We start from the raw sequence: 13102 nt of genomic DNA, 5'->3' as shown, positions 1-13102 counted from the left end.
AGTTGACAGACTGATCAACGCAACGACGCGATACGCATGTGAGGTTGAAGACCGTTTCCCCTCGCCTGCGCCAACCCACCGACAAGGAGGCGTGACAATGGCTCCCTTGCCAGAACTGAGTAGCGTATTGCGCAGCCGAACCGCTGCCGCGCAGCGGCGGAAGCTGAGCAAGCTGGAAAAGAAGGAGATCCGTTGGGGTTTGTTCTTTATCAGCCCATGGATCATTGGCTTTCTGCTCTTTTACTTGTTGCCGATGCTGGCATCGTTCGGCTTCTCGCTCTACGACTTCAACCCAGCGGTGCCTGATCAAGCGCGCTTTGTCGGCTTCGCCAACTGGCAGCGGGCGCTGTTCCAAGATGCCGAGGTCTGGCTCTCGTTGCGCCGTACCTTGCACTTTGCCGCTATTTCATTGCCAATTTCGCTGCTCTTTGCGCTCTTTTTGGCGATTTTGCTCAATTCTGAACACGTGCTGGGCAAGAGTGTCTATCGCACGCTGTTCTATATGCCGACTATGATCCCGCTGGTGGCGACGGTGTTGATCTGGAACGGCGTGCTCAACGAGCAGACCGGCTGGATCAATGTGATCATCGAGCGGTTGACCGGGATTCGCGCCACTGGCACGCAGGGCTTGCGCTGGCTGGCTGACCCCAATCTGGTCTATTACGCTTACACCATGTTTGGCCTGTGGGGGGTCGGCAACGCGATGATCATCTTTCTGGCCGGCTTGCAGGGCGTGCCGACCGAGCTCTACGAAGCGGCCCAGATCGACGGCGCTAACTGGTTTCAGCGCCTGATCTTCATCACCATTCCGCTGATCACGCCGGTGATCTTCTACCAACTGGTGCTGGGGGTGATCGGTTCGCTGCAATACTTCCTCGCCCCGTTTGTGCTCAATGGCGGCACCGGCTTCCCCGAAGGCATGACCCGCTTCTTCATGGTCTATTTCTACAAGCAGTCGTTCAGCTTCTTTAGCATGGGATACGGCGCGACGCTAGCATGGCTGATGCTGATTATCGCCATGATTATCACGGTTGTGCTCTTTGGCACCTCGCGGCTCTGGGTCTTTTACGCAGGGGAGGAACGGTGATGATACTCTCACGACGCGCGAGCGGCAATGTACTGACCAAATCAACCCGCGAGGCGATTGCGCGCATCGGTCTGACCAGCCTCACCCTCGCTGTGCTGGCCCTGTTCTTGATCCCGATGGTCTACGGTATGACCACCGCGGTCAAAACCGATAGCCAAATCGCCAAGACCGGCGCACCATGGTGGCCGGCGCGGGAACGCACCTTTGAATATGAGGGCAAGGCGTACGATGTCTATCTAGTGCCGGTTGATGGTGAGATCCGTGAATTGGCGCTCTACCGGCCCGGACGCCAGAGCAGCTTGTTCATCGACCCGGAAAATCCGGCGGCGGGGCCGTTTGAGTGGCAAGGCCAGTGGCGGCAGCTCGAACGGGTCTGGCAGCTCGATATTCAGTGGAGTAACTTTACCCGCGCATGGAATACGATCAACTTCCCGAACCTGTTGCGCAACACGTTGATGTACGCCGGCATCACCACCTTCGGCGCGGTCTTGTCGGCGGCGCTGGTAGCCTACGGCTTCGCCCGCTTCCGCATTCCCGGCAAGAACATTCTCTTCATGATTATGCTCTCGACCGTGATCTTGCCCGGCGCGGTGACGCTCATTCCGACCTACTTCGTCTTCTTGCAGATCGGTTGGGTAGGCACGTGGCTGCCATTGATCGTACCGGCCTTCTTCTCGTGGGGCACCAACGTCTTCTTGTTGCGCCAGTTCTTCCTCGGCATCCCGCGTGATCTGGAAGAGGCGGCTCAAATCGACGGCGCGAGCCCGCTGCGCATCTTCTTCTCGATCATTCTGCCGATGTCGCGTCCGGCCCTAACCGCTGTTGCGCTCTTCCACTTCTTCTGGGCATGGAACGACTTCTTCGGCCCGTTGATCTATCTCGCCGGCCATCCCGATAAATTCCCGATTACCGTCGGTCTGACCGCGTTCAACAATCTCTATTCGCAGTCAACCAATCTGATTCAGGCGGCATCGCTGATTTCAGCGGTTATCCCGATTGTGGTCTTCTTCTTCGCCCAACGGATCTTCCTTGAGGGTGTGGTGATTACCAATATCGAGAAGTAGGCTGCGCAATGCGATTGCGACTTTTCATTGTACTCACCTTGATAGCGGCGATGCTCAGCGCGTGTGGCGGCACAGCGCCAACCACCTCGCCGGTTGCAACCGTCGCACCCTATCGCGATCCGGCGGCAGCAATTGCTGTGCGGGTTGAGGATGTGCTGCAACGGATGACGCTGGCGGAAAAGATTGGCCAGATGACCTTGATCGAAAAGAACAGTCTCACGCCTGATCAGGTGCGAGAACTGTTCATCGGCGGCGTGCTCAGTGGTGGGGGCGGCTACCCCAGCACTGAGAATTCGCCGGCAGCGTGGGCCGAGATGGTCAATTCCTTTCAGCGCGCTGCGCTGAGCACCCGGCTCGGCATCCCGATCATCTATGGCGCCGATGGTGTACATGGGCATAACAATCTCTACGGTGCAGTCATCTTTCCCCACAACATCGGCTTGGGCGCTGCCAACGATCCGGTGTTGGTCGAACAGATCGGGCGGGCCACCGCCATCGAGATGGCCGCCACCGGCGTCTTTTGGAACTATGCGCCGGGTGTGATGGTGCCGCAAGATGTGCGGTGGGGGCGCACGTATGAGGGGTATGCCGAGCGGCCTGACCACGTGGCCACACTGGCTGCCGCTTTCTTGCGCGGGTTGCAAGACCCTGATATCGTTGCCCCTAATCGGGTGATCGGCACGCCCAAGCACTACCTCGGCGATGGCGGCACGGCATGGGGTTCATCAACGACCGAAAACTACCAGCTTGATCAGGGTGAAACGATGGGTGACGAAGCCATTCTGCGCGCCGTCCATTTACCGCCCTACCGCGCCGCGATTGCGGCGGGAGCGCAGGTGATCATGGCGTCGTATTCAAGCTGGAATGGGCAAAAGATGCACGCCAGTTCGTATTGGCTGACCGAGGTGCTCAAGGGCGAACTGGGTTTTACCGGCTTTGTCGTGTCTGATTGGGCCGCGATTGATCAGATCGATCCCGATTACGAGCGCGCAGTCATAACTGCGATCAATGCCGGGATTGACATGAACATGGTTCCTTACGATCCCCAGCGCTTTATCGCGATCCTGACGCGCGCGGTTGAGTCTGGCGCGGTAAGCGAAGAGCGGATCAACGATGCAGTGCGGCGCATTCTGGCCGTCAAGTTTGCGATGGGTCTCTTCGAGCAACCCTTTGCCCAGACCGAACTCCTCGCGCAGATCGGCAGCGCCGCGCATCGCGAATTGGCTCGCACAGCAGTGGCCGCATCACTGGTATTGCTCAAAAACGAGCAGGATCTACTCCCGTTGCCCAAAGACATTGGTCATCTCTATATTGGCGGGCAAGCGGCTAACGATCTCGGCATCCAAGCCGGCGGTTGGACGATCGAATGGCAGGGACGGGCTGGTGCTATTTTTCCCGGTACCACGATTCTGGCTGGGATTCAGGCTGCGGTCTCGCCGCAGACCGTCGTTGAATACAACGAACATGGTCGCTTTACGGGTGATCCGGGAGCTGCCGATGCGGTGTGTATCGCTGTGGTTGGTGAGCTGCCCTACGCCGAAGGGCGTGGTGATAGCGCCAGCCTCAGTCTGCCGTCGGGTGAACAGCGCGTGTTGCGCCGTATGGAAGCGGCCTGCGCGCGCCTCGTCGTCGTGCTCGTCGCGGGCCGTCCCTTGATCGTAACCGATGATTTGCCCAAGTGGGACGCCTTCGTCGCTGCATGGCTGCCGGGCAGTGAAGGCGCCGGCGTGGCTGATGTGCTCTTCGGCGACCGGCCCTTTCGCGGACGCTTGCCAGTGACTTGGCCGCGCAGTCTCGACCAATTGCCGTTGGGAAGCGGCAATGGCGATCCGCTCTTTCCGTATGGATTTGGCTTGATCCCTTAGCTGGTAACCCGTTTACACAGGAAGACGACGGTGTTGTACCTACGAATGCGAGTAACCCAACAACTCTGTTTGCTCTGGCTGGTGCTGCTGCTGGCCGGCTGCGCAACTGCGCCGGCAGCGCCAGCACCGCCAGAACCGGCGCCAACCGTCTCGCCATGGACGCTGGTCTGGAGCGATGAGTTCGACGGCGAGGCGCTCAATCCGCGCAATTGGCTGTTTGACAAGGGGGCTGGCGGTTGGGGTAATAACGAGTGGCAGTTCTATACTGACCGGCCCGAAAATGCCCGGATCGAAAATGGCGTCTTGGTGATCGAGGCTCGCAACGAAGAGTACTTAGCGTGGGAATATACCTCGGCCCGGATCAAGACCCATTACTTGCACGCATGGACGTATGGCCGGATCGAGGCGCGCATCAGGTTGCCACCCGGCGGCAAAGGCATCTGGCCCGCCTTCTGGATGCTGGGTGAGAATGTCGCTACTGCGCGCTGGCCGAACTGCGGCGAGATTGACATCATGGAGAACATTGGCGACCCGACCACCGTGCATGGTTCGGTGCATGGCCCCGGCTATTCCGCCGGCAATGCGATCACCAAATCGTTCACTAGTCCGGTGTCGCTAGCCGATGACTTTCATCTCTACGCAGTCGAATGGGAGCCGGACGAGATCCGGTGGTACGTTGACGACCAGCTCTACCACACGCTGCGCCGTGAACAGACACCGGGCGAGTGGGTGTTCGATCACCCGTTCTTCATCATTCTCAATCTGGCGGTAGGCGGCAACTGGCCGGGGTATCCCGATGAAACGACCGTCTTCCCGCAGCAGATGTTGGTTGATTATGTGCGGGTGTATCAGAAGAACGGGTGAACGGTGCGCGCCGTTGGTGCGTTGGCTGGCAGGCAGCTACCGGGGATATATCGTTCACACTGATGCGGGAGATTGCGGACGTTCCGCGCTCTTGCGATGACAAAGCGATGTGCGCCGGCGGATCGGCGAGCATCGACATAACGATCTGTTTGCGTCTCTTTGCGGCTATTCCAACACACACTTAGAGGAACATCATGACCAATCACATCGAAACTCTGCTTGCGCAACTCACGCTCGACGAGAAGATTGCGCTCGTGGCTGGGGCCGATGCATGGCATACCGTCGCCATCCCGCGTCTCGGCATTCCGGCGATCAAAGTCACCGATGGCCCCAACGGTGCGCGCGGCGTGAGCCGCAATGGTACGCATACCTCGGCTTGTTTCCCGATCGGGGTGGCGATGGGAGCGACGTGGAACCCAGAACTGGTGCGCCAGATCGGCGAGGCGCTGGCCGAAGAGACGAAGGATAAAGGCGCGCATATTCTGCTCGCGCCGACGGTCAATATCCATCGCTCGCCGCTGGCCGGGCGCAATTTCGAGTGCTTTTCCGAAGACCCATACCTCACCGGCGTGATGGCTGCGGCCTACATCACCGGCTTGCAGAGCCGCGGCGTGGGGGCGTGCATCAAGCATTTCGTCTGCAACGATTCGGAATTTGAACGCTTTAGCATCAGTTCTGACGTGGGCGAACGCCCGTTGCGCGAGATCTACCTGCGCCCGTTCGAGCTGGCGATCAAGCAGGCCAAGCCGTGGACAATCATGTCGGCCTATAACCGGATCAACGGCGTCTGGGCTAGCGAAAATCGCCGGTTGCTGGTGGAGATTCTCAAAGGCGAATGGCAGTTCGATGGGTTGGTAATGTCAGACTGGTACGGCACCTACAGCGAGCGCGCCACCAGCAACGGGCTCGATCTTGAGATGCCGGGGCCGGCACGCTGGCTAAACCGCGAGCATGTCTTGGCGGCGATCGAGCGGGGTGATCTGAGCGAAGCTGAGCTCGACGATAAGGTGCGCCGGCTGTTGCGTACCATCGAGCGGGTTGGCGGCTTTGCCAATCCCACGCCGGCGGCGGAACAGGCCAACGACCGGCCTGCTCACCGCGCACTCATCCGGCGGGCCGGCGCCGAGTCGATTGTGCTGCTGAAGAATGACGGGCCGGTGTTGCCGCTCGATCCCGAACAATCGCAAACGATCGCCGTGATTGGGGCCAATGCGCATTGGGCCGCGATCATGGGTGGCGGCAGCTCGGAAGTCGCGCCGCACTATGTGGTCACGCCGTTGCAGGGCATCCGCGCGCGCGCCGGCGCGCAGTGTATTGTGGACTATGCGATCGGGACACCGATCTTCCGCCGCTTGCCCAACCTCGATCCGGAGTGGATTCGGGTGCCCGGCAGCAACCAGTCGGGGGTACGGATCGACTACTTCACCAACCTCGACCTCAGCGGCGCGCCGGTGCGCACCGATCACCTCGCGACGCTCGAAGCGAGCTGGTTTGGCGACCAGATCGAATATCTGAACCTTGCCACCTTCGCGGCCCGGCTCAGTTGCGATCTGCTGCCGCCGCAGAGCGGTCGCTACCAACTGGGGCTGTCGTGCGTCGGCCAAGCGCGGATCTGGCTCGATGACGAATTGGTGCTCGACCAGTGGCACAAAGAGTTGATGGATGGCAGCGAGCAACGCCAGCCCATTACCCTTGTGGCCGGCAAGCGTTACCGCTTGGCAGTCGAATTTCGCTGGCCAACACCCGGCAATTGGCGGGCAGTGCAAGTTGGTCTCTGGCCGGAACGGGAGGATGATCCGATTGAGGAAGCGGTGGCGCTGGCCGCCCGCTCGCATGTAGCCATCGTCTTTGCCGGTTTGACCAAAGAGTGGGAGAGCGAAGGCTTCGATCGGATCGATATGGATCTGCCGGGCCGCCAAAATGAGCTGATCCGGCGGGTGGCGGCGGTGAATCCGCGCACGATTGTGGTGCTGAATGCCGGTTCGCCGTTGCAGATGCCATGGCTTGATGAAGTGGCGGCGGTGGCGCTGGCGTGGTACGGCGGCCAAGAGGCGGGCAATGCGATCGCCGATGTACTGTTTGGCGTGGCCGATCCCGGTGGCCGCCTGCCCACCACCTTCCCCAAGCGGCTGGCTGACAACCCGGCCTACATCAATTATCCCGGCGAAAATGGCCATGTGCTGTACGGCGAGGGCTTGTTCGTTGGCTACCGCTACTACGACCGCAAAGGCGTCGAACCGCTCTTCCCGTTTGGGTTTGGCTTGAGCTACACTGAGTTTGCGTACCGCAATCTGCGCCTCTCGGCGAACACGATGCGGCCTGACGAGACGATCACTGTGAGCGTTGATGTCACCAACACCGGCCCGCGCCCCGGCGCCGAGGTGGTGCAGCTCTATGTGCGCGATAGCGCGGCCCGTCTCACCCGGCCCGACAAAGAGCTGAAAGGCTTTGCCAAGATCACGCTGCAACCCGGCGAAACCACCACGGTGACGTTCACGATCGACCGGCAGGCGCTGAGCTACTACGATCCGGCGGTGCCGGGGTGGGTGGCCGAACCGGGTGAATTCGTGGCGTTGGTGGGCCGTTCGGCGGCAGACATCCGGCTAAGCGCGCCGTTTGAGCTGGTGTAGCGCCGGACGGCTGTCCGGCGCCGCAGAGAGCGCAAAGGTTTTAACGCAAAGGCGCAAAGCACGCAGAGGGCGCAAAGGGAGTTGGAATAACCCTCGCCCTCTGCGCCCGCTGCGGTCATTTTTTTGTGCTTCTTGTGTCTTTTTGTGGCTATTCCCCTCCCCCCAGCGGGGGAGGGGTTGGGGGTGGGGGCCACATCCCCCAGCGGGGTTGGGGGTGGGGGCAACGGTCAAGGCGCAGAGCGAGCCAAGGCGCAGAGATTCGTAACGCAAAGGCGCAAAGCACGCAGAGGGCGCAAAGGGAGTTGGAATAACCCTCGCCCTCTGCGCCCGCTGCGGTCATTTTTTTGTGCTTCTTGTGTCTTTTTGTGGCTATTCCCCTCCCCCAGCGGAGAAGGGATTGGGGGTGGGGGCCACATCCATCACACTGGCGGCCACGGCACATGCGGGCCGGGGCCGGGCGGGGGGTAGCGACCGGTTTCGAGGAGGTGATTCAGGCGGCGGCGCAACGCTTTGACCTCAGCCCGATCGAGCAGCATCGATAGCGCCTGCGCCACCTGATCGTTCTGATCGAGCTGCTGGCGAAACACCCGAAACGCCGCCATCACCTCATCGGGCAATGGCTCGCCGACAAAATCCCACAGCACGGTGCGCAGCTTGGGCTCGACGTGAAAGCAGATGCCATGATCGATGGCCCACAAGCGCCCATCCCGCCCTTGCAGGCAATGGCCGCTCTTGCGATCGGCATTGTTGACCAGACAATCAAACGCGCAGAGCTGTTTGATCTCCTGCTCGTAACCGCCCTGCTTCAACATCGTAAACAGATGCACCTCTTCGTCGTTGTCGATGAAGAGTTGCACCATCCCGATCCCATACGGGCCATCGCGCACCACGGTCGGCGGCACCAGATGAAAGCCGAGCGCTTCGCTGACCACATACGCCGCCGCCTCGCGCCGGTAGAGCGTACCGCGCGGGAAATCCCAGAGCGGGCGCTCGCCGCGCTGCGGTTTGTACACCGCCAGCAAGTGCAGATCTTCATACACAATGCTGGTCAGCAGCGTGTAGTTGCTGCTGTACGGCATTGCCGCTTCGATGTTCATCTCACCCTGCGCCAACGCCGTTAATACGCGGGCGACGCTCAATTCACGCGAGTGGCTGCGATCAAGCTCCATACCGTCCCCTTGCCGTTTGATGGATTGGTCGCTCAACGCCAAGACGCAACGGCGGTATCAGCTATACACCGGCCCATGGCCGTTGCGGTGCGGGCAGAAATGGCCGCTCGGATCGATCGGGCGACCGCAATTGCCGCAGATCGGGCGTCCGGCGGCGACGACCCGCTCGGCGTGAATGCTCAACGCCTTCATCTGCTCGCGGGTGGCGTAAAATCGGGCCGAGAGCGGCTCTTCATCGTTGCCTTCGGGCATGCCTTGCGCCAGCAACACCACCCGATCACGCTCGCTATCGTAACCCAAACCCAATTGATAAATGCGGAACTCCGGCTCTAGCGGCTCTTCGAGGCTCATATCGGCCACGATCAGATCGTCAGAAGTTGCTAAGCGGGGATTCCGTTCACCGATGGTTTCGAGCAAGCGGTTGATCGCGCTGGCCAACTCGCGGATCTGCTCCTTCTCGGCCAGCAGCGTCACCAGCCGGTTGCCGCGCCGGGCCTGCAAGTAGAACACGCGCCGGCCACGCGGCCCAACCGCGCCGGCAGTAATGCGATGTACCGATTCGAGATCAAACGTAAACTCTGACATAGTCCTACGCTGCCTCCGTTGACGACGGGGACGTTGCCGCCGGTTCAGCCGGCGGAGCGGGTGGTTTGGGGCGAAGATGTTCAAGCGACCCGGTCTCATTGTAGGCCAGCAGGCGAGGCCCCATCGGCTCGAAGGCGACGGCGCTCAACGAGCACGGATTGATGACCAGCCGCTGAAACAGATCGATATGCACGCCAATATAATACGCTAACGCCAACCGGATCAGGTCGGCGTGCGAGACCACTGCGATCAGTTCGCCTTGATGGCGGGCGCGCAATTGGTCGAGCGCGCTGACCATGCGCATCTGCGCTTCACCGAGCGTCTCGCCTTTGGGGAAGCGGGTGCCGCTGGGGTAATGTTGCACTCCCGGCCAGAGCTCGTGCTTGTACAGCTCTTTCAGCTCGGCCCCTTCCCACTCGCCATACCGCACCTCGCCGATCTGCTCGACGATCCGCAAGGGCAACCCGCGCGGTTCGGCAATCGCCCGCGCCGTTTCGATACAACGATCGAGCGGGCTGGTATAGAGCGCCGTAATCGGCAGATCACCCAGCCGTTCGCTCAGCGCCGCCGCTTGCCGCCGGCCCTCTTCGCTCAGATGCACCCCCGGCAGCCAGCCGGCTAGCCGGCCATGCACCCAATCGTTCATCCCATGGCGGATCAAGAGCAACGTAGTCGGACGGCGTTCTTGGTCTGGCACAACTGCACCTATAGTCTTTCAATGATATCGAACAGCATCGTGGCCATAGTCAGCTTGCCCCCAGCGGCTTGCATCGTCGCTGATGCCATTGCAATATGGTGGTACGGCCCGCTGTTGATCTCTGCCTGCTCCATCCATGATACCACGGATACGCCCTGATGATCGCCCGTTACGCCGGGTTCGCGACACTCACCGCCAACGCTGCCGCCAGCTTAGCCGCGTCGAGCGTAAAGGCGCGGCCAAAACCGCCTACATACCGCGCTTCACGCAGCTCAACTCGAAACAGGGTGAAATCAGGCAAGGCAAAGAGATGTTGCTGGCCGGGTAGTTGGCCCAGATAGCTTGCCTGCGCCGCCGGATAATCAGGCGCATCGCGCCCGATCGGCTGGGCCGCGCCTTGCAACGTCACCCGCGCCAGCGCCTGCGGATCGGCGACGCTGGCCGGCGCCGCCGTGATCAACAGCGAGATGCGCGGTTCGACCAGTAGATGGCCGGTGTGCGCCGCCAACCGGCTGAGCAGCAGCAAGAGAGTTGGCGGATGCCCATCGCGCCGTTCGACGGCGTACAACACATACGAAACAAACGGCGCCCCATCGGAAGTGACCGTACCGAGCGCGGCGGTATGGTTCTCGTCAATCAGCTTGCGCAGCGCCACCTGATCTTCGTGTCGCATGAAGTTACCTCTTTCTGGTTGGTACCCATTCTGTCTCCCTCCCAACCTCTCCCGTTGGGGTAAGCGGTTGAGCTGTATTCCTGATTGTAGCGCGCTTGCCTCTCTGGAGTGCGGCAGTCACACTGCCGCACGTTTGTTATGCGTAAGGTTCCCCGCGCTACCGTGAACGATGCTGCGCTGCGGCTTGCCCAACGGCGAACTCTTAACGCTTTTCGGTACGTTGCCGGTCTGTATCTTCCCGTGCAGGCAGAGATAGCGCTGAAGGAGGGGATTGCTTCGCCGCGCGGGGCCAATGCCCCGCGCAGCTCGCAATGACAGCGAGGCGCTGGTGCGAGTACCGTTATCCTTACGCGGGTATAGCCTCAAAGCAATCTCCCGCACCACTGCACACGATGGTATGCCCCTCTGGCGTGCGGCAGTCATACTGCCGCACAGAGTTCGCTCACTGTCACTACGATCCTGCCACAATCTTCCATCAACCCAAGTCAACGCAACCCCTTTCCAGCACCGATCTCGCCCAACACCGCATCATAGCGCGGCGCTAGCGTTTCCCAGCGGTACGGCGCGGCCAGCGCCGGCCAATCGCGTTGGCGCAGCTCCGGCAGCTTGGCAATCAGCCGGGCGAGCGCAGCCGGCAAGTCGTCATCGGTAGCGTACAAGCAATCGCCCTGCCATGCCGGCGGGATCAAATCGGGATAGTTGAGCCGCGCCGGCAAGAGCGGGATGCAGCCGCACGCCATCGCCTCGACAATCGCAATTCCGAAATACTCTTGGATCGCCGCCGAGACCACAATGTCAGCCTGTTGCAACAATTGGAGATAAGCCGCACGGCTGGCGGCATAGCCCCAATGGATCGTCTGCGCCTGCCACCGTTCGCGCGCTGCCACCAGATCAGGCATGGTCGGGTCAATGTGCTCGCCGGTCACAATCAGACGGAAGTTAATCCCCTGCGCCGCCAGATATTCCAACGCCGCCATCACCACCTGCGGTTGTTTGTCGTACTCCCACCGCGCATTCCACAGAATCACCGGCGGCGCAGCGGAATTGCGCGGCGGGCGCGGCGGCAGCGGCGGCAGATCGAGACCGGGTGGCAAGACCTGCGCTTTGGCCGCAATCTGTTCAACCGTCTGCAATTCATGATAGTCGTGATAGCGCTGCAACATAGCTGGCAGCGCTGCCAAAAAGTCACGGCGGTGAAACGCAGAATTGAAGATCACCGCATCGGCGACCAGCGCGCTGGTGAAGTTGATCCACGCAAACGTGTAGTCGCGTTTGCGACCCGGCGGCAGCGGGTAGGTCAACTGATTTTCGTGAAAGTAGACGGCCAACGGTACTTGACCCAATTGGCGCTGGGTCAAGGCTCGAAAGGCAGCCACATCGAGCATATCGGTGGTCACGATCAGATCGGGCGTATCGTGCCGCTCGGCCACCTGCCGGGCCAACGTCACCGCCCCGCCGCGCATGCGCCAGCGCCAGCCACCGGCTTGGCTCAGCGTGATCAGAGTCACCCGGTGCGCGCTGTGCGCGGCGTAGCCGCTAGCAACTGCCGCATGCGAACCGCCGTGAAAGGGATCGAGCCACCAGATCTGCATAGAATAACCCGCTAGCGAGCGAATGATGGCATATTGTATGCCATCACTGCTCGATCCGCTTCAAATAAGCATTCACCCCCGCCACGCCCAACTGTGCTTCCAGCTCAAGCATGTGGCGCAGCGGATGGTAATACGGATGGTTTTCATCAAGCATGCGTGCCGCCGCCTTTTGGCTGCCAAGTTGCAACAGGTGCCGGTAAGCCACCCATTCGGCATGCCCCTCGCGCAAAAACTCGTCGTGCAGTAACGGGCATTGCTCGGTTTGCCAAGCGTGCGCGTATTCGTGAGCTGCCGTGATGCGGAACACCAGCAACGGCAAGCCATAGAGCAGATAGATCACGCGAATATGGTTCCGGCGCTGGTAAAGACCAAGCGTGTTCAGACCGGGCAACTGCGGGTCACGGAGCTGGGCCATGGTGGGTGCATCGACCAGCCGGAAGGCCACGCCGACATTCAACCGCAACCCCATGCCCTCGGCCAGCATACTAGCCGTCTGCTGAAAGAGCTGCTGCGCCTGCGCCGGATCGTAGATCGCAACCGCATGGCAAGCATCGCACTGCCGCCGGCCATCGTGCAAATTCCAAAAACGATTACCGAGCGGCGCGCCGCAGGTGTCGCACCTTGGCCGGGTCGCGATGCACTGCGGGCAAAACCGGTCAGGCCGGTCAATTAAGACGTAGTAGCCATTGGTTAACGGCTGCCCGCAACTGGCGCAGCGTGTGAGATCAACCGCCATGGAATACCTCAGATGGTACGCAAAGGTCTTGCCGAGCAGGGTGCTGGCATTGCTCATGTATACCATACGGCAAGGCGCTGCGGCGCGGAACTACACACTCTCGTCTGTCATTGCGAGGGAGCGGCGGCCCTCGCAACAAT

General features: G+C 60.9%; 11 protein-coding genes. 5 read left to right on the top strand and 6 right to left on the bottom strand.

What is annotated here, in order from left to right; translation table 11 throughout:
* The first annotated feature begins 97 nt into the window (after positions 1-97).
* The 5 genes from A6A03_RS07970 (at position 98) to A6A03_RS07950 (ending at position 7510) form a co-directional block, all read left to right on the top strand.
* Complete coding sequence (locus A6A03_RS07970) at positions 98-1087, top strand: carbohydrate ABC transporter permease (RefSeq protein ID WP_066786053.1); 990 nt, start codon at positions 98-100, stop codon at positions 1085-1087.
* Complete coding sequence (locus A6A03_RS07965) at positions 1087-2151, top strand: carbohydrate ABC transporter permease (protein WP_066786050.1); 1065 nt, start codon at positions 1087-1089, stop codon at positions 2149-2151. The genes A6A03_RS07970 and A6A03_RS07965 overlap by 1 nt, the downstream gene beginning before the upstream one ends.
* Before the next feature lie 8 nt (positions 2152-2159).
* Positions 2160-4016, top strand: coding sequence for a glycoside hydrolase family 3 protein (locus A6A03_RS07960; protein ID WP_066786046.1), 1857 nt, complete (start codon positions 2160-2162; stop codon positions 4014-4016).
* Between the two features lie 30 nt (positions 4017-4046).
* A complete protein-coding gene (locus A6A03_RS07955; protein WP_245668902.1) occupies positions 4047-4880 on the top strand; it encodes a glycoside hydrolase family 16 protein in 834 nt (277 codons plus the stop codon).
* A gap of 194 nt (positions 4881-5074) precedes the next feature.
* On the top strand, positions 5075-7510 hold the full coding sequence (locus A6A03_RS07950) for a glycoside hydrolase family 3 C-terminal domain-containing protein (protein ID WP_066786040.1): 2436 nt from the start codon (positions 5075-5077) through the stop codon (positions 7508-7510).
* 419 nt (positions 7511-7929) lie between these two features.
* On the opposite strand, the gene A6A03_RS07945 is transcribed toward A6A03_RS07950, so the two are convergent.
* From A6A03_RS07945 to A6A03_RS07920, 6 genes are all read right to left on the bottom strand, one after another.
* Positions 7930-8679, bottom strand: a complete 750-nt coding sequence (locus A6A03_RS07945; RefSeq protein ID WP_066786037.1) for an SCO1664 family protein — start codon at positions 8677-8679, stop codon at positions 7930-7932.
* Positions 8680-8736: 57 nt separating this feature from the next.
* On the bottom strand, positions 8737-9264 hold the full coding sequence (locus A6A03_RS07940; protein ID WP_066786035.1) for a DUF3090 domain-containing protein: 528 nt from the start codon (positions 9262-9264) through the stop codon (positions 8737-8739).
* Between the two features lie 4 nt (positions 9265-9268).
* Positions 9269-9961: a histidine phosphatase family protein gene (locus A6A03_RS07935; protein WP_172812293.1), complete on the bottom strand. Its 693-nt coding sequence runs from the start codon at positions 9959-9961 to the stop codon at positions 9269-9271.
* A gap of 169 nt (positions 9962-10130) precedes the next feature.
* The gene (locus A6A03_RS07930; RefSeq protein ID WP_066786030.1) at positions 10131-10634 is read right to left on the bottom strand and encodes a pyridoxamine 5'-phosphate oxidase family protein; all 504 of its coding nucleotides are present in this window, start codon (positions 10632-10634) and stop codon (positions 10131-10133) included.
* Between the two features lie 485 nt (positions 10635-11119).
* On the bottom strand, positions 11120-12226 hold the full coding sequence (locus A6A03_RS07925) for a tRNA-queuosine alpha-mannosyltransferase domain-containing protein (RefSeq protein WP_066786027.1): 1107 nt from the start codon (positions 12224-12226) through the stop codon (positions 11120-11122).
* 43 nt (positions 12227-12269) lie between these two features.
* Complete coding sequence (locus A6A03_RS07920) at positions 12270-13019, bottom strand: LIM domain-containing protein (protein WP_245668900.1); 750 nt, start codon at positions 13017-13019, stop codon at positions 12270-12272.
* Between the last annotated feature and the right edge of the window lie 83 nt (positions 13020-13102).

Source organism: Chloroflexus islandicus (genome assembly GCF_001650695.1).
GTDB lineage: Bacteria > Chloroflexota > Chloroflexia > Chloroflexales > Chloroflexaceae > Chloroflexus > Chloroflexus islandicus.
This window is presented reverse-complemented; position numbering and strand designations above follow the sequence as displayed.

Coding starts and splice junctions, on each gene's coding strand:
- A6A03_RS07970 (WP_066786053.1), top strand. CDS start 98: ATGGCTCCCTTGCCAGAACTGAGTAGCGTATTGCGCAGCCGAACCGCT.
- A6A03_RS07965 (WP_066786050.1), top strand. CDS start 1,087: ATGATACTCTCACGACGCGCGAGCGGCAATGTACTGACCAAATCAACC.
- A6A03_RS07960 (WP_066786046.1), top strand. CDS start 2,160: ATGCGATTGCGACTTTTCATTGTACTCACCTTGATAGCGGCGATGCTC.
- A6A03_RS07950 (WP_066786040.1), top strand. CDS start 5,075: ATGACCAATCACATCGAAACTCTGCTTGCGCAACTCACGCTCGACGAG.
- A6A03_RS07945 (WP_066786037.1), bottom strand. CDS start 8,679: ATGGAGCTTGATCGCAGCCACTCGCGTGAATTGAGCGTCGCCCGCGTA.
- A6A03_RS07940 (WP_066786035.1), bottom strand. CDS start 9,264: ATGTCAGAGTTTACGTTTGATCTCGAATCGGTACATCGCATTACTGCC.
- A6A03_RS07930 (WP_066786030.1), bottom strand. CDS start 10,634: ATGCGACACGAAGATCAGGTGGCGCTGCGCAAGCTGATTGACGAGAAC.
- A6A03_RS07925 (WP_066786027.1), bottom strand. CDS start 12,226: ATGCAGATCTGGTGGCTCGATCCCTTTCACGGCGGTTCGCATGCGGCA.
- A6A03_RS07920 (WP_245668900.1), bottom strand. CDS start 13,019: ATGAGCAATGCCAGCACCCTGCTCGGCAAGACCTTTGCGTACCATCTG.